The following is a 21,283-nucleotide window of genomic DNA, read 5'->3' on the forward strand; positions in this document are numbered from 1 at the left end:
AGCATCGCCATGCCCTTCAGTGTTCGCCGCGCGGTCGTGGCGGTGCCCGTCCTGTTCGTCGCCGGAGCGCCCCTGATCGGCGTGGGCGTCGGCGCGGCCGCCGGGACCGCCCCGCGGATCGGCCGATGCGCCGAACCGGCCGCCGACCGGTCGGCGGAGACCCCTTGGGCGCAACAGGCCCTCGCCCCCGGGCGAGCCTGGAACCTGACCCGAGGAGAGGGGATCGTGGTCGCCGTCCTGGGCACCGGGACGGACGGCGACGTCCCGCAGTTGCGCGGACGTGTGCGCCCGGGCCGGGACGTGGCGTCCGGGGGCCGCGCCGACGACGACTGCGCCGGGTCGGGAACGTTCGCGGCGGGCATCGTGGCCGCGCGGCCGGTCCCGGGCGTGGGCTTCGCGGGCGTGGCGCCCGGCGCGACGGTCCTTCCGGTGCGCGTCGCGCGGGACGGCGAGGAGCCGACCGCGACCGGGCTCGCGGCCGGTATCGACGCGGCCGTCGCGGGCGGAGCGAAGGTGATCTCGGTGGCGGTCCCGCCGGTCGCGGGGAACGCGCGGCTCGCCCGCGCGGTGGCGGACGCGGCGGCACGGGACGTGCTGCTGGTGGCCCCGGCCCTCGACGACCGCGCCGCGGTCGCACCCGACCGCGACGCGGCTTCCAGGCGGCACCCGGCGGCGTACCCGGCCGTCGTCGCCGTCGCCGGTACCGACCAGGCCGGGACGCCCGTCGGCGCCGCGGGCGGGGCTCCGGCCGGGCCTGGGAGCGCCGCGGGCGACCGGCCCGCGGCGCGGGTGGATCTGGCGGCGCCGGCCGCGGACCTGGTGGGGCTCGGCGTCCGCGGCCCCGGGCAGGTGGCGGATTCGGGCGGCGAGTACGCGGCGGCCTACGTCGCGGGGACGGCCGCGCTGGTCCGGGCCTACCGTCCCGAGGAGCCGGCGGCTCAGGTGAAGCGCCGTCTGCTCGACACCGCCACCCGTCCGGGCGCACGGGTCCCCGACCCCGGTGTCGGATGGGGGACGGTCAACCCGGTGGACGCGGTCGGCGCGGTGATCCCCGGCGAGCGGGCGGCGGGACGGGCGCCGTCCGTGGCCCTGCCGGAGCGCGTGCCGGCGGACGAGCGGGCCGTCGACCGGGCGCTCACGCTGGTCATGGTGGTCAGCGGGGCGGTCGTGGTGGTGGGCGTCGTCGCCGCGGTGGTCCGATCGGGACGCGGGCGGGGTTGGCGGCCCGGTGGACGCGACGCCGCCGGGACCGGACGAGAAGACCCCCCTCCGCAACGGAACGAGCGCGGCGCGCAACAATTGTTCGACAGCAGAGAAAGGTTCCCTTCGTAGGCTGTCGAGCGTCACCCAAAATGGCGCGAAAAGTCAACGCCTTTCCGGAGACGCGGATTTTCCGCGATCAACGAGATTCTGGAGACGGCGTCATCGTGTCGTACCTGGAATGGATGTGGAACAACCAGGCTCTCGCCTGGACCACAGCACCCGCGGCCTCTACTCCTGATTCCGTCCGTCCCTGGTGAACCGCGGCGCCGCCGGTGCGTAGTTCCAGGTGGTCTGCCAGGGAGCGCGCGCCCAGCGCCGCGGCACGCAGACCGTCCGCGGTCCGTCCGCGGTTTCGTCCGTAGAACCGTTTCCCCGATGGGGGTGGGTTGATGTCGGTCCTGGTCGTGGCATCCGGGCATCCGCACTGCTACGCGACCGTCGCCGAGGCGGTCGCGATGGCCCCCGCCGGCGGCGTGGTCCGCGTATCGCCCGGCAGGTACGAGGAGACGGTCGTCGCGGACCGGAACGTGACGATCGTCGCCGACGGCGGGCGCGGCGCGGTGGAGCTCACGGGCCCCGCCGGCGGCAGCGCCGTGGTGGTGGCGGCCGAGCAAGTGGTGCTGGAGGGGCTCGTTCTGCGCGGCACGGCCGAGCATCCCGCGCTGGACGTGCCCCTCGGCGCGGGCACGGTCCGCGACTGCGAGGTCATCGGCGCGGCCTGGTCCGCCGTGCTGGTCAGGGCGCGGGGCGAGCTCCGCATGGCGGACTGCCGGGTGACCAACCCCGAAGGCGCGGGCGTCGTCGCCGTCGACTCCGGCGGCGGGACGGTGGAGCGCACCGTGATCGAATCGGTGGGCAGTTCGGCGGTCGTCGTCGCCGACCGTGCCGACCTGCGCGTCCGGCTGTCCCGGCTGCGCGCCGCCGGGGGCAACGCGGTGTGCGCGATGGGCAGCGCCCGGGGCGCCGTCGAGGAGTGCGAACTGTCGGAGGCGGACAGGCCCGCGGTCGCCCTCGAACAGCACAGCTCCACCTCGATCGTGCGCTGCACCATCCGCGACACCTCCGGCATCGGCGTGTACGTCGCCAGCGACGGCGCCCCGCTGATCGAGGACTGCACGGTGCTCGGCACGGGCTCGCACGGCGTCGCCCTGGCGGCGGGCGCGGCGCCGACCCTGCGCGGCTGCCGCGTCTCGGGCGCCGCCGGCCACGGAGTCCAGGTGACCGACCGGGCGAAGGGCACCTTCGAGGACCTCGACATCACCGGCGCGCAGGGGGCGGCGATCTGGGTGGACGGCGGCGCCGAGCCGTCCTTCTCCGACGTCCGGGTCCGGGACTGCGCCGACGTGGCCGTGGCGGTGCTCGACGACTCGGGCGGAGAGTTCTTCAAGCTGGACATCGACGCCTGCCACTCCTACGGCGTCGGCGTCAAGAACGGCGCGAGCCCGACGCTGCGGCGCAGCACCGTGCGCGGCTGCGCGGGCCACGGGATCGTCGTGGTCGACGGGGGACGCGGCCGGATCGAGGACTGCGAGATCGGCGGGAACGGCGGCACCGGGCTCGTCGTGGGCGCGGACGCGCGGTTCGAGGCGGGCGGCACGAGCTTCACACGGGGGGACGGGCCCGCCGTCGAGGTCACCGCCGGGGGCGCGGTCGCGCTCCAGGAATGCGATTTGTCGGCGCGGACAGGCGTGGTCGTCGGCGACGACGGGGAGGCCGCGCTGACCCGCTGCCGAGTGCACGACTGCGAGGGCCCGGGGCTGCGCTTCGGCGCGCGGGCGCGGGGCACCGTCAGCGACTCGGAGGTCTTCGGCAATGGCGCGGACGGGGTGGTCGTGGAGGCCGCCGAATCGGTCTCGGTGACCCGGTGCCTGGTCCGCGACAACGCCGGGTCCGGACTGCGCCAGACCTCGCCGGACGCGCGGCTGACCGTCGAGGATCTGACCAGCCGGGGCAACGGGCGCCCCGACGCCTACGGAACCGCCGCCGCGGACGGGACCGGCCCCGGCGGGTCCGGGACGGCGGGCGCCGATCCCGAGGCTGCGGGCGCCCTGCCGTCCGGCGACCCGGGCGGTGGCGCCGAGACCCTGGCCGCGCTGCAGGCGGAGCTGGCCGACCTCATCGGCCTGGACGGCGTGAAGAAGGAGGTCGCCACCCTCATCAGCTTGATCAACCTGGCCCGGCGCCGGGAGGAGATGGGCCTGCCCGTCCCGCCGATGAGCCGCCACCTGGTCTTCACCGGAGGGCCCGGCACCGGCAAGACCACCGTCGCCCGGCTGTACGGGCGGATCCTGGCGGCGCTCGGGCTGCTGCGCTCCGGGCACGTCGTGGAGGTGGCCCGCGCCGACCTGGTCGCGCAGATCGTCGGGGGTACGGCGATCAAGACGACGGAGGTCGTGCGGAGCGCGCTCGGCGGGGTGCTCTTCATCGACGAGGCCTACGCGCTGTCGGCGGGGGGCGAGGGCGGCGCCGGGCCCGACTTCGGCCGCGAGGCCGTCGACGCCCTGGTCAAGCTGATGGAGGACCACCGCGCCGACCTGGTGGTGATCGTGGCGGGCTACTCCCACGAGATGCGCGGGTTCCTCGACTCCAACCCGGGACTGGCCTCCAGGTTCAGCCGCACGATCGAGTTCGCCGACTACACCGGCGCCGAGCTGGTGACGATCGTCGAGGCGATGTGCGAGCGGCACCGCTTCGAGCTGGACGAGAGCGCCCGCCGGGCGCTGCTGGAGCGGTTCGACCGGATGCGCCGCGACACCTCGTTCGGCAACGCGCGGGCCGCCCGGAAGACGTTCGAGGAGATGGTCGACCGGCAGGCGCGGCGGCTGGCCGAGAGCACCGAGCTCACCCCCGGCGACCTGACCCGCCTGCTTCCCGAGGACGTCGGCGAGGCCCCCGGCTCCGGAGTGGCCGCCGGGGCCCGCGCCCAGGGCGAGGACCTGGAGACGCTGCTGGAGACGCTCGCCGGGATGGTCGGCCTCGCCCAGGTCAAGCAGGAGGTCACCGGTCTGGTCGACCTGCTGCGGACGGCGCGGCGGCGCAGGGATGCGGGGCTACCGGCCCCCTCGCTGAGCCGCCACCTGGTGTTCTCGGGGCCGCCCGGCACCGGCAAGACCACCGTCGCGCGGCTCTACGGGCGGCTGCTGGCGGCGATGGGCGTGCTGGCCGCCGGCCACGTCACCGAGGTCGCCCGCGCCGACCTGGTCGGCCAGTACCGCGGCCAGACCGCCATCAAGACCAGGGAGGTCTTCGACCGGGCCCGCGGCGGCGTGCTGTTCATCGACGAGGCGTACACCCTGACGCCCAAGGGCGCCGACGAGGCCGACTTCGGCCGGGAGGCCGTGGACACGCTGGTGAAGCTGATGGAGGACCACCGCGAGGAGACCGTGGTCATCGTTGCGGGCTACACCGACCGCATGCGGCGGTTCCTGGAGTCCAACCCAGGGCTCGGATCCCGCTTCACCCACCGCATCGAGTTCCCGGACTACAGCCCGGAGGAGATGGTCACCATCACCCAGCAGCACGCGGGCGCGGCCGGCTACGAACTCGCGCCCGAGACCGTGCGCGGGCTGCTCGGGCACTACGTGCGGCTTCCGGTGGACAAACCGCACGGCAACGGCCGCTACTGCCGCCAGGTGATGGACGGAATGGTCGCCCGGCACGCCACCCGTGTGAGCCGGCTGGCCGAACCGACGCCCGACGACCTCCGCGTCATCCTCCCGGGAGATCTGCCCGGCTGATTCGCGCGCCGGCACCGAAACAGCGGAATGGCGGCAGGCCGATCCACTGTGAACCCAAATACGAGCAGTAATGACGACCATGCCATTTCATGGCGGCAAGGGGATGCTGGGAAATGTTGAAAAGATTGGCGATGAAGTCCGTATTCCTCGTCCTCGGTTTCGCCGGGGGGCTCGCTGTCGCCCCCTTGCCGGCCGCCGGGCCGGTTCCCGTCCACGCGGTCCTGGCGGCGGCCGCGGACGTGAAGTACTACGTGGTGGCCCGGCCGCGGGACGGGAGACCGGAGTTCCTGTACGACATCGCCCGGCGGACGCTGCGCGACGGCGCCCGCGCCGAGGAGATCTTCGAGCTGAACAAGGGCCGGCCGCAGCCGGGCGGCGGACGCCTGACCAGCCCGGCGACCATCGAGCCCGGCTGGGTTCTGGTCCTGCCCGCCGACGCGGCCGGGCCGGGCGTGCGCACGGGCGAACCGTCCGCGTCCGGCGTGCCCGCCGCGCCGGCCGGGGCCGAGGCCGCCCGGGCCGACGGTCCGCTCTGCTCGCTGCCGGTCGTCCCGGCGCTGGCGGCGGGCGCCGGGACGTTCATCGGGGTCGTCCTCCTGACGGGCGGGATCACCTCGCTGCGCGCCAAGCGGCGGATCGCCGGCGACGCACGGCGGCGGCGCGCCGAAGAGCAGGAGACCGCCGCCGCCCGCCAGGCCGTCGACACCGGCTTCTGGGGTCCTGACGACGAGGCGGACGACTCCGGCCGCCGCCTGTTCCGCCGGCGCCGGACGGAGCCCCCGGACGACGCCTGGCCCCAGCAGAACGACGCTTGGCCCCCGCAGGCCGACGCCTGGGCCCCGCAGGCCGACGCCTGGGCCCCGCAGAACGACGCCTGGCCCCAGCGGAACGACGCTTGGCACCAGGAGAACGCGCCGGGATTCTGGCCGCCGGACGGGGAGACCATCCGGCGCCCGGAGTCGCCGGAGCTCTGGGCCCTGCCCCGTGCCGCCGTCCGGCCGCGCCCGGATCGCGACGGACACGACGGCCCGCCTCCGCGCTCAGACCCCTTCGGCCGGCCCGGCCCGGTCCCGCTCGCCGCGCCGCCGCCGGCGGACTTGACGATGCCCGACCTTCCCCCGCTGGTCGAGTACGAGGTGGGCTTCGGCGACGACCTGGTGACGCTCGCCATCAGCGGACACGCCAAGGCGACGTTCTGGCGGCCGCTGCCGCACGACGTCCCGGACGGTCTGGCCGTGGTCTGCCTCGGGGCCGCGTCCAGGGGCTGCCTGTTCCTCGACCTCGGCGCCGTCTCGGGCACCGTCGGGATCAAGGGGCCCGCCGACGCCGTGGCCCGCCTCGCCGAGGCGCTGGTCCACCAGCTGTCCACCGATGCCGGGCATGCCTCCGTCGCGCTGGTCGGCGAGGTCCTGGCGGAGATGCCGGACGGCCCGAGGGTGAGCCGGGTCCGGGCGCTGAGCGCCCTCGCCCCCGGCGGCGGGCGCGGCCCGGTCGTCGCCGTGATGGCGGCGGAGAGCGCCGCCGAGCCCGACCCGCCCGGCGGGCCGCGGATCGTCCGGTTGCGGCTCGGCGGAGCGGGGGCGTCCTGCCTGATGACCGTGACGCCGAACCGCGTCCCGCGGGCGCGGTCGGCCCCGGACCCGCAGGAGTTGCGGGCATGAGCGGCGGAACCGGGCTTCCGGAGGGGGCGACCGGAGCGGATGAGGCGCGGTCGGAGGCATGCCACGAGATGCTGCTGCGGCTGGCCGCCAGGGCCCCGGTCCCGCTGGTCGCGCGGGCCCGGAGCCTGGCGGCCCGGGGGCGCCCGGGGGAGATGGCGAGGGCCGTCACGCTCGCGGCCCTCCAGCAGCGGATCCCGCTGACGTTCGAGGACGTCGAGCTGCTGGCCGAGCTGCTGGAGGAGGCCGGGGCGGACCCGGCGATCCTGGCGCAGGCCGAGCAGGGCGGCGACCGGGCCGCCCTGCCCTATCTCTTCGACGCGCGGGCCGGAAGGCCACCGGACGGGGACGGGGGGCGGGATCCGGATCCGGCGGCCGTGCGGTGGGCCGCCGCGGAACCGGGCGTGATCGGCCTGTGGCGGGCGTGGCGGGTCCCGGCCGACGGCGCGCCGTGGCCGCCGCCGCGCCGCGTGTACGTCGCGGAGATGGCCGCCGCCGATCCGGTGGCGGTCACGGGGAGCCTGCAGGACGCGCTGGCGGCCGCGGGCGAGCCCGAGCCGTCGGCCGAGGTGTACCGGACCGGCCGCGAGCTGCCGCTCTACCAGCGGCTGGCCCGCGGGCACGGCGAGCTGATCTGGGCGGCCGACGACGCTCCGGTCCGGGTCGCGGGCACCTTCGGCGAGATCGATCCGGAGACCGGCCCCCGCTACCGGGACGACCACGCCCGGATCCACGACGCGGCGGAGCGCGACCGGCTGCTGGCCTATCTGCGTTCCGCGGCGCCACTGATGATCACCAAGGCGCGGCTGGACGACGTGGTGGACACCGCCCGGAGAGCCGTGGTGCCGATGAGCTTCCGCACCGACGGCCACTGGATCTGGACCGACGCCGTCGCCTATTACCTGGCGGAGCACAGGCTGTCACCCGACCCCGGGCTGGTCGCCCACATCCGCAACCGGAACTACGTGCCGCCGGTGCCGGACGGCGTCCGCATGCACCGGGCCCTCCAGGAGCTCCTGGAACCGGTAGGGACGGCGGATCCGTCCCGGAGCGCTCGGGGGCCCGGCGCCCATGAGTCCCCCTGGGCCGCCCGTCCGGAAACGCGGCGGAACCCGTGAACCCGCCCCTGGAAGACCGCGTAGCTACGGGCGCAGACACCTTCGACCGGCCTGGAGAAGGCCAGAACAGAGGCGGTGAGACATGGCGGCAGGCGACCTGAAGATCACCGACAGCGCCGCGATGGGAGAGGCGGCGAACAAGATCGACCAGCACATCGACGTGCTGGCGGCCATCCGCAAGGACATGCTCCGCACGCTTGAGGACCTCGGGGCCAGCTTCGAGTCCGGGGCGGCCAACAAGCACCTGGGCGCGATGTTCGCCTGGGACGCCAAGTACCACCGGATCATCGAGGCGCTGATCGCCGTGAAGATCACGATGGGCGGCAACAGGGACGCCAACGACCAGCGGGAGCTGGACAACAGCACCCATGCCGACGCCGCGGTCGCCGAGGTCGAGGCGCTCCGCCTGCCGGTGTGACCGGCGCACCCCAGTCGACGAACGGCCGGTGAGCCCGGCCGGGAAGGAGAACGATCATGCCACCCGCTGACGGCCGGATGCGGATGCAGCGCGTGATGATGGACGACATCACCACGAGGATGGACAACGCCGCCACCCAGATCCAGCAGACGCTCACCAACATGGACCGGGATATCAAGCTGCTCCTGGGCGACGAGAACTGGCAGGGCACGGAGCGGCAGGAGTACGACACCCAGCAGCTCATCTGGAACCAGTCCGCCGCGCAGATGCACGGCGCCGCCCTCACCGGCGGCGCCACCCTGCAGAAGATGGTGGACAACGTGGACGTGACCGAGGCCGTCAACAGGAAGGCCTGGCAGAACGTCTACGGCTGACCGGCGGCCCGGGGCCGAGCGCGGGCTGCACCAGGCCGGGCAGCCCGGCGCGGCTCGCCGACAGGGCCGGCGCGGGTGGTGAACGGCGCCCGCGCCGGCCTTTCGCCGCACGTCCCGCGAAGGGGGAGTCATGGCAGCGAAGGACAAGGAGATCAAGGTCACGCCGCAGGCGCTGCGCAATTTCGCGAAGATGCTGCGCGACCAGATCCCGTCGATCGAGGACGCCCAGAACAGGATCAACCAGGTCGACGTCACGGCCGGGAACTTCAAGGACGCCAACCTGCTGCGCGACCTGATCGGCTGGGGGCAGGGGGGGCGGGCCGACCAGTACTCCGCGCACCTGGCGAGCCTGAAACTGGCCGTCGAGCGGTTCGCGACCGAACTGGACGACATGGCCAAGAAATACGACACCACGGAGGCGCTCAACACCGACCTCGCCGCGAAGGTCGGGGAACTCATCGGGAAGATCGAGCCCCTGCTGCCCGCCGGACCGGCCGGCTGAGGCCGCGCGCACCGTTCTCCCGCCCCCCTGATTTCCGAGAGGTTTTGCCATGCCTGATGACAAGGACATTTCGCCGGACGACGACAAGTACGACGGCTGGGACTGGCGCAAGATCAAAATGGCGATCACCGGCTCGGTGAACACCGATTTCCAGACCGCGCAGAACTCGCTCGGCGGCACGTCCAATCCGTCGACGCTCGTCACCGCGGGAGGCCATTTCGACGCGGCCTACACCGCGCTGGACACCACCTGGCAGAACATGAAGGCCGGGACCGACTCCCTGGTCGGCTTTGACGACCCGCTGTGGAAGGGCGAGGCCGCCACGGCGTTCAAGGGCCTGGCGCTGAAGACCATGGCCTCGGTGAAGGCCCACGCGGATCCGCTGGCCGGGCCTCCGTCCTACAAGACGACGCTGGACGACGCGGCCGGCTATCTCACCTGGGCGATCAACACGGTCAACAGCCAGGACTCCGAGATGGCCAGGCGCGTCATCGAACGCTGGACGGACGAGCACACGTACACGATCGGCCAGTCGAACGTCACCGACCTGAGCGGGCCGAAGCCCTGGCACGACCAGAACGGGACGACGATCGTCCACATCTCCCAATATCCGGAGATGGACAACGAGTTGTCCGTGCAGATGCGGAAAACGATAAACGAGCTCGCGCAGAACTACCGCAAGTCGCGCAACGGAATGCCGGCGCCCGCGGCGCCGCTCCCGGCCGGACCGGGGCCCGGCGGCGGGCTCCCGGACCCCGACAAGGACAAGGACCCCGACAAATACAAGGAGGACCTCGACAAGTTCAAGGACAAGGCCAAGAAGGACCTGGACGACCTGAAGAACGAGCAGAAGGACGCGGCCGACGAGTTCGCCAAGGCGCAGAACGAGGCGCAGGAGAAGGCGGCGCTGGACGCCGAGAAGGCCGCCGAGCAGGCCAAGAGGAACCTGCCGGGCCAGGCGCTGCTCGGCGCCCCGGGGAACCCGGGCGCCGATCAGGCGGCGGCTCAGGAGGCGGCCCGGAGGCAGGCCGCGGAGGCGGCCAGGCGCGCCGCCGACGAGGCCGAGCGGAACCTGCCGGGCGCCGGAGCGCTCCCGAACCCGGCGGGCCCGAACCTGGTGGGCTCGAACCTGGTGGGCCCGGGACCGCTCGGGCCCGTCGGCCGGCTGCCGGGCGTCCCGCGGACCGGGAACCTGAGGGTGCCCGGTGGCAGGTCGCTCACGGTTCCGGGGATCAGGTCGCCCAGACTGTCCGATGCCCGGTTGCTGAACAACCTGAAGAAGCTCGGCGTCGCCCCGCCCAACCTGAGCAGGCTCACGTCCGGCGGGCCGCCGCCGGGGTCGGCCGGTCCGCGGGGCGCCAAGGCGGGGGAGGCCGTGTTCGGGGCGAAGGGCCTTGGCGGCCGGACCCGTACGGGCGGCCCCGCGCCCATGGGCGGCGGCATGGGCGCGCCGGGCGGTGCGGGCGGCGGCGAGCAGAACCGCGAGCGCACGACCTGGCTGACCGAGGACGAGGAGATCTGGGGCGCCGAGTCCGAGGCCGGGGCCGGCGTCCTCGGCCGCTGACCGCGCGCCGGACCCGAGGAGGCGGACGATGGCGCCACCGTTCGACGGCGGAGACTACGCGAACTGGACCTGGCAGCAGGTGCAGGCGGCGGTCCTGGCCGGGACGCCGAAGACGTTCGAGGACGCCGGGACGCACTTCGCCCATGCCAAGGACAAGCTCGACGACGTCGCCGCCGCGGGCAAGAAGGGCACCGAGGACCTGACCGGGCCCGGCGGCACCTGGGCGGGACCGGCCTCGGTCGCGTTCACCGGACTGATGAACGAGGTGCTCACCATCGTCGTGGGGCACGCCGACGTGCTCGGCGGGCCGCCGTCCTACCAGAGCGTGCTCGACACCGCCGGTGATGACCTGACCGACGCGCGGACGGCCGTGAAGGAGGCGATGACCCAGGCCGCGCAGGACACCATCGACCGCTACAACGACGACGTGACGGCCTACAACACGGCGGCGACCGCGTACAACTCGGGCAACGGCCCCCCACCCGCCGACATCGGCCCGGCTCCCTACGTCGAGAACGGCGGCGCCGGGCCCACCGTCGACGTGAGCCGGTATCCGGAGATCGAGGCGGCCCTCAACAAGGAGATGCGGCGGATCATCACCACGCTCGCCGATGCCTACGCCACGGCGGGCGGCCGCCTGACCGACCCCGGCGACGCCCCGCCGCCGAGCCCCGCGGACCTCCCGGGCCCGGCGCTGAAGACCGACGTGGACGGCGCGGACGTCCCTCCGCCGGTCGTCCCTCCGCCGGTGGTTCCTCCGCCGGTCGTTCCCCCGCCGGTGGTTCCTCCGCCAGTGGTTCCTCCGCCGGTGGCACCTGCGCCGGTCGTCCCGGGGATCGCGGCCCCGCCCGCGATCATCGCCCCGCGGGCGCCCGGGGTGGGCGGTCTGAGCCTGGTCACCGAGCCCGGGGCGCTCGACACCGTCCCGCGGGACGCGGCCGACGGCCCGAAGCTGGTGCCGCTCGATCCCGCCGTGGCCGCTCCGCCGCCGATAACCGCCGGTCTCCAGATCCGTCCGGGGGCCGGGTTCGACGGCGTGCTCGGCGACCGGCCGTACACCGGCCCGAGGGCCGGCGCCCCGCCCGGCGGCGTCGCCGCGCCGCCGGGCGGCGCTCCGTCCGGAACGCTCGGCGCGCCGCCGCTCGGCGCGCCGCCGCACGTCGTCGCGGCCGACCTCGTGCCTCCCACCGGACTGCTCACCACCGGGCCCTTCCCACCGGTGGGCGGAACGGCGAACCGGCCGCCGCAGCCCGCCCCGCCCTCAGCGCCGGGTGCGCCGCGGGCTCCGGCGCCGCCGCCGATGCCGCTGGGGGGCGGCTACGGCTTGATGTCGGCGGGTCCCGACGGCACGGGCCGCCGCACGACCGAGGGCGGGCCGTTGCCCTTGTCCGGCGACCTGTACGGCGGTGCCGACGACGAGCGGGAACGCAGGAACGAGTACGTCGACCGCGACGACGATGCCTGGGGCTCCGCGCCGGGCGCACCGACCCTTGGACGTTGAAGAGGAGAGGACCACCGTGTCATCGGAGAGAGACGGCGGCGCCCGGCGGCGTGCGGCGGACCCCGGCATCGGGGACCTGCCCGACGTGATCGAGGCCCTGCCCGACATGATCGAGGAGTTCGTCGAGGACTTCGGCAGACGCCGCGGCGAGCTGCGGGAACTGCGGGAGGAGATCAAGAAGGCCCGGACGACGGTGAGCGCGGACCGCCGCGTCCTCACCGTCACCGTCGGCCCGCTGGGCGAACTGGTGTCGCTGAAGTTCAACGACGAGAACTACCGCGACCTCGCGCCCACCGACCTGGCCGACCTCATCGTCCGGACCGTCGAGAAGGCGCGTGAGAAGGCCATGGGGAAGATGAGCGAGACGCTGTCCCCCGCACTGCCGCGCGGGTTGGACTGGGACGCGGTCATGAACGGCAGGCTCGACCTGGCCGACATCCTTCCGGAGAACCCCTTCGAGTCCCTCGACCTCGCCGCGTTCCTCGACCGGCGCGAGCGCGACGGCTGACAGCCCCCCGCGGTGCCGGGCCGGCGCCGCGGCCGGGATCTCAGTGGCCGAGCAGGCGGCGCTCGTCCTCCGTCGGCGAGAGGTCGACGACCCGCACCGTCCCGCGGCGGACCAGCGCGACGGCCTGCGGCGGCAGCATCCGCAGGTCGTCGGCCATCCGGCGGGGCAGCCGGAACGTCCGGCACAGCGCGTCCACGGCCGCCGCCGCGGGCCGGTGGACGACCGTGGCGTCGTGCGCGCCGAGCGGGCCCGCGCCTCCCTCGCCGAGGATCTCGACGGACGTGCACCAGGCGCCGGGCGGCTCGTGCGCCGGCGCTCCTCCGCCGACCAGCAGCCACGGCAGCGAGCACGTCCCCTCCACCGGAGCGGGATCGTCCGGGGACGCCATCCGGAGCCGGGCCGCGGCGCTCCCGGCGGCACGGGCGACCCCTGCCCAGGCGGCCTGGTCGCCGCCGGCGATCCCGACCGCGGCCCCCGAGCGCAGCGCGCGCAGGACGAGCACCCCGGCCAGCCGCGCGTCCGCGAGCAGCGCGATCCGCGTGGGCGTCTCGCGGAAGGCCGGGAGGAGCACGGGCGCTCCCGTTCCGTCGCGGCCGAGCGGCAGGCCGCCGCCGACCACGCGGACGGCCGTGGCGGGCCCGGTCCCGGCCCGGTGGGCGTGCCGCCACGTCACCCGGCCGTCGATCGCACGGGCGAGCGGCAGCGTGGCGAGCACCCCCCGGTGGTGCTCGCCGGTCAGCGGCACGAGCCGGGCGCCATGGGAGCGCGCGAGCCTGCGCGCCGCCCTCCGGGCGGCCTCGGCGCGGCCGCGTCCGGCCGAGGTGATCACGCGGATGAGCGCGGTGGCCGCGACGGTCCCGTCTGGCGCCGGGGCCAGCGTGACGGAGAGGACGGTCCCGTGCGCCGGGAGCCCCGCCAGCCCGTCCTGCAACGCCGACAGCCCGGTGCGCGGCCACGTCCGCACCCACAGCACGGTGTGCCGGTGGCGCCCGGCCGACCAGTACCGCCAGCCCTGGTGCGCCGGCCGCCCGGCGGACGGGTCCACCGCCGCGTCGGCCAGCAGCGCCGCGCGCGCCTGCCCGGCGTCCATGATCCGCGCCTCCAGGCCCGCCGCGGCGAGCATCTCGACGACCCGGCGGGCACGCAGCCGCAGCGTGCGCTGGAAGGACGGCACCCGCAGCGCCTCGCTGCCCGGACCGGCGGTCCGCGGATCGACGCGCAGCGCGATCCGCGCCAGCTCGGAGCGGGGCCGTCCGCCGAGGCCGCCGTGCACCGCGTGCACCAGGACCTGCACGGCGCTCAGGGTGATCTCGTCGCCGTGCAGGACGGACGCCAGCGCGCCCGGGAGCAGATCGGCGGGCCCGGTCCCGTCGGCGCCGCGCGCCACGGAGATCACGACCGTCCAGGCGCCGCCGTCCTCGATCACACCGATCTTCGACCGGGCGGGCCCGGCATGGGGGATGCGCAGTTCGGGCAGCAGCGTTGCGCGCAGCGCGGCGAGCCCGGGGTCCGGCGCGGCGTCCGGCGCGAGCGCCGCCCGCACCGGACGGCGGCGCCTGAGCAGCGCCGTCGCGAGCCACTGGTACCCCCAGCGGTGGCCCGCCCGGGTGAGCGTCGCGGCGAGCACCGCGCCGCCGGTCGCGACGAGCGCGGCGCCGGCGGCGCCGGGGCGGTCCAGGCCGTGGGCGACGGCGAGGACGGCGGGCGGCCACGCGGCGATCTGCACCGCGCGCAGGCCGAGCAGCGTGCCGCGGACGGGCAGCGGCCGGGGCGCGGCGTCCGCCGCGCGGGCGGCGCCGGGCGGTCCTGTCCTGTGCGCGAGGGGCGCGGCCATCGGATCCTCCACTCCTTGGGGCTGCACGTGCTACGCGGAAGACGGAGTCGGGGTTCAGGCGGCTCACTTGTCGGACGGGTTGACCAGCGGCTCGATGTAGCCGTTCCTGATGGTCACGTCGAGGCCCTTGGTCCCGATCTTCCAGAACTGCTCCTCCAGGCCGACCTTCGGGTAGTAGACGTTGGCGCCGAAGCCGTTGAACACCCCGCGCCCGCCCGCGAACGCGCCCGAGAGCAGCGCCTTCTTCCAGATGGCGTTGGGGTCGCCGCCGTGCTGGGCGAAGTCGATCGCGTTCTTGACGGTGTCGTTGACGAAGGACTTCATGAAGTCCTTGGTCCCGTCGTAGATCAGCCATTCCTGCCAGGGCTTCGGGGAGGAGAACCCCTTCAACGGCTGCGCGCCGAAGCCGACGAGGTTCGTCGGCTCCCACGCGTTCGGCTTCAGCACACGCCGGCCGGCGGCGATGACCTCCTCGTAGCCGGTGGGCACCCCCTCGTTCCACATGTTGTGGCGCCAGTGCTCCTGGAAACGGCGGACGGGGGACACCGTGCGAAGGGCGTCCCGGGCGTTGTCCAGCTCCTCGACGATGCGCTCGCCCCGGCGCGCCTGGCCGAACGTGGCGTCCGCCGTGGCCTGCGCGGTACGGGCCCGCGCCAGGGCCGTGTCGGCGTTCAGCAGCCGCTGCGCGGCGTCCTCGCCCGCCGCTTCGGGCATCCAGCCGCGGCCGATGAAATCGTCGACCCGGTTGAACGCCGTCTCGGCCTGCTCGAACTCCAGTTGGGCGTCGCGCCGCGCGGCGAGGGCCTGGCGCTGGGCCCGCCGCGCGTTCCCCGCCTGGGCCAGCGCCCGCCGCGCCGCGACCGGGTCGAGCAGGCCGGCGGCCCGGGCGGCGGCCTCGGCCCGCGCCGCCCGCTGCCGGGCCGCCGCGGCCGCCGGCAGCGGCACGACGGGCCCGCCGTCCGGCCGCGGCCGCGGCGGCGGCCCGATCTTCTTCAATTCGGTCTTGACCTGGTCGCTGAACGTCTTGAACTCCGGCAGACCGTCCGCTCCCCGCCTGATGTTGCCGCCCTGGTCGACGACCTTCTTGACGCCGCTGCCCTCGAGCCCGCCGAACAGCGCGCCCCCGGCGAAGGAGACGCCCGCGCTGGTGAAGACCTTCGCCGGATCGATCGGCTCGTTCAGGATCTTGGACGAGGTGACGTTCGTGACGATGTCGGTCACGAAGTCGCGGGAGCCGTCCACCAGGGGGCGGCCCCAGTTGATGCTGAACCCTTCCGTGCGCCAGGTCTGCTTGGCCAGCCGCTCCAGCCACAGCCGCGCCCGCGTCATGAACCGCGACAGGGCGCGCAGCACCGACACCAGGATCTGCACGGCCCGTCCCGCCGTCTCGGCGAGCAGCGTCAGCTCGGCCATCGCGGCGGCGGCCAGGTGGGGGAGCACCGACGCGAGAGCCATGAAGCCGATCGATATCGCGATCTGGATGCCCAGCTCCCGCAGGATCCGCAGGACCATGTCGTGTCCCGCGGCGGTATGTTCCTGCGCGTTCCCGACGCTCTGCGCGACCGCGGCCGTGCCCTGGAGGTTGTTCGCCAGGTTCAGCGTGTGCTGCTGGAAGCCCTCCGCGGACGGCGCCTGCCAGTGCGGCGTCGCGGACCCGGTCGATACCTGGTCGGCCTGCACGGTGAAGTGCTCGCCGAGCGTCAGCCAATGGCCGGCCTGCTCCCGCTGGGCGGCCGGGTTCCCGCCGGGATGCGTCACCCCCACGGCCGCCAGTGCCCGCGCCGTGGCGTCAGACGGCATTGGCCAGGACGGTCGCGGTCCGCATCCGGTCCTGCTCGGCTTCGTCGTACCGCCGCGCGGTGCGCGCCGCCTCGGTGCCGGACTCCGCCAGCAGATCCCCCATGTCCCGCAGGTGGTCGTGCATGCCCCAGACCAGGGCTTGGTGCTCGCGTTCGGCCTCCGCGCCGGCGTCGGTCTCGCCGTAGGCGGCGCCGGTCCCGGTGGTGAGCCGTGCGGCCTGTTGGTGGAGTGTCGCCGCGCTCCCGTGCAGCGACGCCGACAGCGCTCCGAACCCCGCCGGATCGACGGACAGGTTCCCAGCCATGACGCGGTCTCCTTCGCTGTGCCGCCCGGCGGACCGCTCGCTGCCGCGCCGGACTTCGACAAACGTTTCCAGTGACAATTATCGTACGCTCGCCGCGGCGTAATGGACGTCCGGTCGCCGCGCTTCTGAAAACACGCAACAGATCGCTCCCGATATGCAACGTCGAGCCGCGGAGACCGGGTGGGCCGCTGCATATCATGGGTCCCGTGGCGCGCCGCTCCGACGTCCCCTCCGGTGCGCCGCCTTCCCGTGACCCCGCAGGTGGGAAGGCAAGCGAGGGCCGACGCCGGTAATGGCGTCGGCCCTCGCCGGCGTTACCTCGACCCGCTCCAGGAACGCTTTTCCAAGAATTCTGGAAACCTTGAACCGTTCCTTCGACATTGCTCGTACGGGTGGTCGGCACGAGATCATCGGTCGGCTCCGGGCGTGCCGCGGTCGAATGCAGGACCCGGTGCCCGCGATATCAATGGAGGAACGGTGACGGCGGTAGCCTGCCCGATTCAGGAAAACTCATACGAGCGCGACGCGGCACGGGACGAGCAACTGATCAGGGGCATCCACGACGAGTACGGCAGGATGCTGCTCGCCTACGCGACACGCCTGACCGGGGACCGGGCCGCGGCCGAGGACCTGGTACAGGAGACGCTGATCCGAGCGTGGAAGCACGTCCATATCGTGGCCACCGCCACCATCCCGCTCACGGGCTGGCTGCTGACGATCCTGCGCAACCTGGCGTTCGACCGGGCCCGGCGGCAGGCGACCCGGCCGCTGGAAGTGCCCGAACTGCCCGAGGCCGCCTCGGTTGGCGGCTCCGTCGGCGGCTCCGTCGCCGGCGGCGATCACTCCGATCGGGTCGTCGATTCCATCGTGGTCGTCGAGGCGCTGAAATCCCTGCCCGAGCTGCACAGCAGCATGCTCATCGAGGTCTACTACCGGAACCGCTCGGTCGCGGAGGTGGCGAAGCAGTTCCAGATCCCTCAGGGCACGGTCAAGTCACGGACCCACTACGCCCTGCGCGCGCTGCGCAATGCTCTGGCTACCCACGGCGAAGAATAGGCCGAGCAGCGCTTTTTGGGTGACCGTTTTTGCCTGCCCTCCCGGTCCCCTGGGAAATGTCGGCGGCGTTGATCCCCAGGAGGCTTCTCGAACGTGCTCCCGTATAAGAATGCAGAGTCATGGAGGAAGCGGCCGTGCATGCAGAACGGGACGACATCGACGAGAAAGTCATCGCGCGCCTGGTGGATGACGCCAGAACGACGTATGCCGATATAGGAGACGAGCTCGGGCTTTCCGCGCCGGCCGTGAAACGCCGGGTGGACAGGCTGCGCGAAGTGGGCGTCATCCGGGGTTTCACCGCTGTCGTGGACCTCGACGTCCTCGGCTGGCGGACGGAGGTGTTCGTCGAAATCTACTGCGCGGGAAAGATCTCGTCGGACGATATTCTCAGCACTTTGGAGAGGCATCCGGAGATCGCCGACCTCTGCACCGTCGTGGGCGAGCCCGACGCGATCGTTCGGTTGCTCGCCGCCGACACTCAGCATCTGGAAGCGGCCCTGGAACGGATTCGGAGTGAACCTCTCGTGCTACGGACCCGCAGCACCGTCGTCCTTTCCCGGCTGCTGGAACGCCCACGAGCGTAGGCCCGCCGAGCGTCTCCGCCTCCGGAACCGGGGCCCCGGGCGTCGGCCGGGCGGGGCGTCGGTCGGGCGTTCGCGAACTCCGATGAGAGCACCGGACAGGTACCTGGATGGGTGGTCTTCCCGGTGTCGTGGGTGCCGGTGGAGGCGAGAGTGGGTGATGGACCGACCAGCGCCCATGTGGAAAGAGACTGATGATGTCGACCACTTCGACGATCGAACCGGGGCCGGGAGCCTGCTGCTGCGGCGCGAGTCCCGCTTGTGAGGCCGGTGCGGGTGCCGGAGAGCGGGTGTGGGCCGAAAGGCGGCGCCGATTCGCCGGCCAGGCCGCGCACGAGCTGCGCACGCCGCTTGCCGCGCTCCGGCTGGAGTTGGAGGAAGCGCTGATCCACAGGGACACCGCTGACCCCTTCGCGGCCCTGACGGAAATGCTGCGGAGCGTTGAGCGCCTGGAACACACGGTGATCGCTCTGCTCTGGCTGCTCCAACGGGATGCTTCCGGCCAGCCGCGCGGGCAGCACCGCGGGCTGGAGCGTCGGGAACCAGGCCCGCCCGGCCTCTGAGCGGTACGAGGTGAAGACGTCCCGTCCTCTCGGCGGTACTCGCCGCCGGGGGCGGATCCAAGGCCGTCCCGGTCGCCGGCCCCGGTCGGCGCGGGCGCGCCGCCGCTCGGCTCGGGAACCGGGGTTGACCTGGGGGTATACCGATCGGGCGTAGGCTGGTGGCGAGATGTCTGTGCGCGCGACACCTCGATACCGTGGCGATCTTCCGGTCGAGGTGACGAGCTTCGTGGGCCGCCGGAGGGAGTCGTCGGAGGCGCGTCGCCTGCTGGGTCGTACGCGGCTACTGACGTTCGTCGGCGCGGGCGGAGTCGGCAAGACTCGCTTGGCGCGACGGGTGGCCGCCGACGTGCGGCGCACGTTTCCCGACGGGGTGTGGCTGGTGGACCTGGCGCCGCTGCGGGACGGCGACCTGCTGGCCTCGACGGTCGCCGCGGCGCTGGGGTTGGCGGACTGGTCGGTCCGGCCGTCGCTGAACGCGCTGGTGGACTTCGTCTCCGACAAGCGGCTGCTCATCGTGCTGGACAACTGCGAGCACCTGCTGGAGGCGTCCGCGGCGTTCGTCGGCGGGCTGCTCGGCGCGGCCGCCAATGTGCGCGTCCTGGTGACCAGCCGGCAGCCGCTCGGAGTCGGGGGCGAGACCGTCCTTGACGTGCCCCCGATGTCCCTCCCGGCGTCCGACGAGCCCCTGTCGGCGCGCCGCCTCGACGAGTCCGAGGCCGTGCGGCTGTTCATGGAGCGGGCGTCGGAGGCCGTGCCGGGCCTCGTGTTCGGCGAGGCCGACCGGGAGGCGGTGGCGCGCCTGTGCCGGCGGTTGGACGGGATTCCGCTCGCGATCGAGTTGGCGGCGGTGCGGCTGCGGTCGCTGTCGACGGAGCAGATCATCGACCGCCTGGACGATCGTTTCGGGCTGCTGACACGTGGCAGCCGCACGGCGATGCCGCGCCAGCAGACGCTGCGGGCGACGGTCGACTGGAGCCGTGACCTGTGCTCGCCCGGCGAGCGGACGCTGTGGGCCCGGCTGTCGACCTTTTCCGGGGGATTCGACCTGGCGGCCGCGGAACAGGTCTGCCGCGGTGAGGCCATCGCGTCCGAGGACGTCTTCGATCTGGTGGCCGCCCTGGTCGATAAGTCGCTGGTCCTGCGGGACGATCGCGGGGACGGCGCGCGCTACCGGATGCTGGAGACGATTCGTCAGTACGGCCGGATGATGCTGGTCGAGTCCGGTCAGGAGACGACGCTCGGCCGTCGGCACCGCGACCATTACCTCCGGGTGGTCATGCGCTCGGAAGAGGCGCGGTTCGGCCCCGACCAGTTGCGGTGGTATGCGCGACTCCGCCTGGACCATGCCAATGTCAGGGCGGCCATGGATTTTTGCCTGACCGAGCCCGGCGGGGCGCGGACCGTGTTCCACATGGTCACCGCGAACTGGCCCTACTGGATTTACTACGGCATTTTGGGTGAGGGGCTTCACTGGCTGAAGCTGGCGCTCGAACAAGATCCGGCGCCGACGGCGGAGCGGGCGAGGGCGTTGTGGGTCGCCGGACGGCTCGCCCTTTTGCAGAGTGACTTGTCCGGGGCCGAACTGCTTTTGCGGGATTGTGCCGCTCTCGCGGAGGAACTCGGTGACCCGTCCGCGGAGGCGCATGTCACGGAGCTGTTCGGCGTCGTCGAACTGTTCCGGGGAAACTACGCCAGAGCGATCGCGCTCCAGGAAGAGGCGGTACGCCGCTATCACGGGATCGGTGAGCCTCCGGGCACCCGCGCGGTGACGCTGTATCGCATGGCCCTGGCCGCCTCCGCGTCCGGGGAGACCGACCGCGCCGAGAGGTTCTGCGAGGAGTCCCTCGCAATCTGCGAGGAGCACGGTACGCATCTGTACCGGCCTCTCGCGCTGTGGGCGCTCGGCTTCACCCGGTATCGTCGCGGCGACCTCACCGAAGCCGCCGCGACGATCGGGGAGAGCCTGCGGCTCCAGCGGCACAGCAATGACCGGTGGAACACGGCTCAGTGCGTGGAAGTGCTGGCCTGGATCGCGTCGGCCAACGGGCAGCATGAACACGCGGCCACGCTTCTCGGCGCGGCGCAAATGCTCTGGCGTTCGCTGGGCACCTCGATGCCCGAGACCCCGCCATTCGTGGACTTCCACGAGCCCTGCGATTCGCAGCTCCGCGAAACGCTCGGTGAAGGGGCTTTCGTCGCGGCTTTCCAGCGTGGCGCCGCGCTCGGGCCCGACGAGGCGATCGGCTACGCGTTGAATGAGAACGCGCGACGGTCTCGGCGGACGTCCGGCCCCCGGCCGGCCCTCACCTCCCGGGAACAGCAGGTCGCCGACCTGGTCGCTCAGGGAATGACCAACAAGGAGATCGCGGCGACCCTGGTGATCGCCCAACGCACCGCCGAAGGTCACGTCGAACACATCCTGGAGAAACTGGGCTTCGTTTCTCGGGCGCAGATCGCCTCCTGGGCCACGAGGAACAGCGGGACCTGAAGAAGATCACGACC

The 21,283-nt window shown here is 73.3% G+C and carries 17 protein-coding genes; 14 read left to right on the forward strand and 3 right to left on the reverse strand.

All coding sequences use genetic code 11. The annotated features are described in order from the left end of the window. Positions 1-9 precede the first annotated feature (9 nt). The 10 genes from FXF68_RS39970 to FXF68_RS40015 all read left to right on the forward strand — a co-directional run bounded on the left by FXF68_RS39970 (position 10) and on the right by FXF68_RS40015 (position 12,643). The gene (locus FXF68_RS39970) at positions 10-1,332 is read left to right on the forward strand and encodes a S8 family serine peptidase (RefSeq protein WP_148768033.1); all 1,323 of its coding nucleotides are present in this window, start codon (positions 10-12) and stop codon (positions 1,330-1,332) included. 320 nt (positions 1,333-1,652) lie between these two features. Further along, positions 1,653-5,000: a right-handed parallel beta-helix repeat-containing protein gene (locus FXF68_RS39975; RefSeq protein WP_148768034.1), complete on the forward strand. Its 3,348-nt coding sequence runs from the start codon at positions 1,653-1,655 to the stop codon at positions 4,998-5,000. Positions 5,001-5,131: 131 nt separating this feature from the next. Further along, a complete protein-coding gene (locus tag FXF68_RS39980) occupies positions 5,132-6,661 on the forward strand; it encodes a LysM peptidoglycan-binding domain-containing protein (protein WP_148768035.1) in 1,530 nt (509 codons plus the stop codon). Further along, positions 6,658-7,776: a hypothetical protein gene (locus tag FXF68_RS39985; protein ID WP_148768036.1), complete on the forward strand. Its 1,119-nt coding sequence runs from the start codon at positions 6,658-6,660 to the stop codon at positions 7,774-7,776. The genes FXF68_RS39980 and FXF68_RS39985 overlap by 4 nt, the downstream gene beginning before the upstream one ends. Before the next feature lie 82 nt (positions 7,777-7,858). Further along, complete coding sequence (locus FXF68_RS39990; protein WP_148768037.1) at positions 7,859-8,194, forward strand: WXG100 family type VII secretion target; 336 nt, start codon at positions 7,859-7,861, stop codon at positions 8,192-8,194. 56 nt (positions 8,195-8,250) lie between these two features. Continuing rightward, entirely contained in the window at positions 8,251-8,568 is a 318-nt protein-coding gene (locus FXF68_RS39995; RefSeq protein ID WP_148768038.1) for a WXG100 family type VII secretion target, read from the forward strand. 130 nt (positions 8,569-8,698) lie between these two features. Then, positions 8,699-9,070, forward strand: a complete 372-nt coding sequence (locus FXF68_RS40000) for a WXG100 family type VII secretion target (protein ID WP_148768039.1) — start codon at positions 8,699-8,701, stop codon at positions 9,068-9,070. Positions 9,071-9,119: 49 nt separating this feature from the next. Then, positions 9,120-10,634 carry a hypothetical protein gene (locus FXF68_RS40005; protein ID WP_148768040.1) on the forward strand — a complete coding sequence of 505 codons (1,515 nt, stop codon included), beginning with the start codon at positions 9,120-9,122 and terminating at the stop codon, positions 10,632-10,634. Positions 10,635-10,662: 28 nt separating this feature from the next. Then, the gene (locus FXF68_RS40010; protein WP_148768041.1) at positions 10,663-12,135 is read left to right on the forward strand and encodes a WXG100 family type VII secretion target; all 1,473 of its coding nucleotides are present in this window, start codon (positions 10,663-10,665) and stop codon (positions 12,133-12,135) included. Between the two features lie 16 nt (positions 12,136-12,151). Beyond that, complete coding sequence (locus FXF68_RS40015) at positions 12,152-12,643, forward strand: YbaB/EbfC family nucleoid-associated protein (protein WP_187438358.1); 492 nt, start codon at positions 12,152-12,154, stop codon at positions 12,641-12,643. 40 nt (positions 12,644-12,683) lie between these two features. Here FXF68_RS40015 and FXF68_RS40020 read toward each other — a convergent pair whose 3' ends face one another. From FXF68_RS40020 to FXF68_RS40030, 3 genes are all read right to left on the reverse strand, one after another. After that, entirely contained in the window at positions 12,684-14,477 is a 1,794-nt protein-coding gene (locus tag FXF68_RS40020) for a type VII secretion protein EccE (protein ID WP_148768043.1), read from the reverse strand. Between the two features lie 63 nt (positions 14,478-14,540). Next, positions 14,541-16,277, reverse strand: coding sequence for a hypothetical protein (locus FXF68_RS40025; protein WP_148768044.1), 1,737 nt, complete (start codon positions 16,275-16,277; stop codon positions 14,541-14,543). After that, the gene (locus FXF68_RS40030; protein ID WP_148768045.1) at positions 16,267-16,581 is read right to left on the reverse strand and encodes a hypothetical protein; all 315 of its coding nucleotides are present in this window, start codon (positions 16,579-16,581) and stop codon (positions 16,267-16,269) included. Before FXF68_RS40030 ends, FXF68_RS40025 begins: the two co-directional genes overlap by 11 nt. Before the next feature lie 477 nt (positions 16,582-17,058). Between FXF68_RS40030 and FXF68_RS40035 the strand changes: the two genes are divergently transcribed. The 4 genes from FXF68_RS40035 (at position 17,059) to FXF68_RS40050 (ending at position 21,269) form a co-directional block, all read left to right on the forward strand. Next, complete coding sequence (locus tag FXF68_RS40035) at positions 17,059-17,637, forward strand: sigma-70 family RNA polymerase sigma factor (protein WP_281292267.1); 579 nt, start codon at positions 17,059-17,061, stop codon at positions 17,635-17,637. A 119-nt stretch (positions 17,638-17,756) separates the two neighbouring features. Further along, positions 17,757-18,221: an Lrp/AsnC family transcriptional regulator gene (locus tag FXF68_RS40040; protein ID WP_148768046.1), complete on the forward strand. Its 465-nt coding sequence runs from the start codon at positions 17,757-17,759 to the stop codon at positions 18,219-18,221. Positions 18,222-18,508: 287 nt separating this feature from the next. Beyond that, on the forward strand, positions 18,509-18,781 hold the full coding sequence (locus FXF68_RS40045) for a histidine kinase dimerization/phospho-acceptor domain-containing protein (protein WP_187438359.1): 273 nt from the start codon (positions 18,509-18,511) through the stop codon (positions 18,779-18,781). Between the two features lie 166 nt (positions 18,782-18,947). Further along, positions 18,948-21,269 carry an ATP-binding protein gene (locus tag FXF68_RS40050; RefSeq protein WP_148768048.1) on the forward strand — a complete coding sequence of 774 codons (2,322 nt, stop codon included), beginning with the start codon at positions 18,948-18,950 and terminating at the stop codon, positions 21,267-21,269. Positions 21,270-21,283 lie beyond the last annotated feature (14 nt).

It is taken from the genome of Actinomadura decatromicini (genome assembly GCF_008121305.1).
GTDB lineage: Bacteria > Actinomycetota > Actinomycetes > Streptosporangiales > Streptosporangiaceae > Spirillospora > Spirillospora syzygii.

Excerpts from the sequence above, each read along its gene's own strand:
- FXF68_RS39980 (WP_148768035.1), top strand. The coding sequence starts at position 5,132 with ATGAAGTCCGTATTCCTCGTCCTCGGTTTCGCCGGGGGGCTCGCTGTC.
- FXF68_RS40030 (WP_148768045.1), bottom strand. The coding sequence starts at position 16,581 with ATGGCTGGGAACCTGTCCGTCGATCCGGCGGGGTTCGGAGCGCTGTCG.
- FXF68_RS40020 (WP_148768043.1), bottom strand. The coding sequence starts at position 14,477 with ATGGCCGCGCCCCTCGCGCACAGGACAGGACCGCCCGGCGCCGCCCGC.
- FXF68_RS40000 (WP_148768039.1), top strand. The coding sequence starts at position 8,699 with ATGGCAGCGAAGGACAAGGAGATCAAGGTCACGCCGCAGGCGCTGCGC.
- FXF68_RS39995 (WP_148768038.1), top strand. The coding sequence starts at position 8,251 with ATGCCACCCGCTGACGGCCGGATGCGGATGCAGCGCGTGATGATGGAC.
- FXF68_RS40040 (WP_148768046.1), top strand. The coding sequence starts at position 17,757 with ATGGAGGAAGCGGCCGTGCATGCAGAACGGGACGACATCGACGAGAAA.
- FXF68_RS40010 (WP_148768041.1), top strand. The coding sequence starts at position 10,663 with ATGGCGCCACCGTTCGACGGCGGAGACTACGCGAACTGGACCTGGCAG.
- FXF68_RS39990 (WP_148768037.1), top strand. The coding sequence starts at position 7,859 with ATGGCGGCAGGCGACCTGAAGATCACCGACAGCGCCGCGATGGGAGAG.
- FXF68_RS39975 (WP_148768034.1), top strand. The coding sequence starts at position 1,653 with ATGTCGGTCCTGGTCGTGGCATCCGGGCATCCGCACTGCTACGCGACC.
- FXF68_RS40025 (WP_148768044.1), bottom strand. The coding sequence starts at position 16,277 with ATGCCGTCTGACGCCACGGCGCGGGCACTGGCGGCCGTGGGGGTGACG.
- FXF68_RS40005 (WP_148768040.1), top strand. The coding sequence starts at position 9,120 with ATGCCTGATGACAAGGACATTTCGCCGGACGACGACAAGTACGACGGC.
- FXF68_RS40050 (WP_148768048.1), top strand. The coding sequence starts at position 18,948 with ATGTCTGTGCGCGCGACACCTCGATACCGTGGCGATCTTCCGGTCGAG.
- FXF68_RS39970 (WP_148768033.1), top strand. The coding sequence starts at position 10 with ATGCCCTTCAGTGTTCGCCGCGCGGTCGTGGCGGTGCCCGTCCTGTTC.
- FXF68_RS39985 (WP_148768036.1), top strand. The coding sequence starts at position 6,658 with ATGAGCGGCGGAACCGGGCTTCCGGAGGGGGCGACCGGAGCGGATGAG.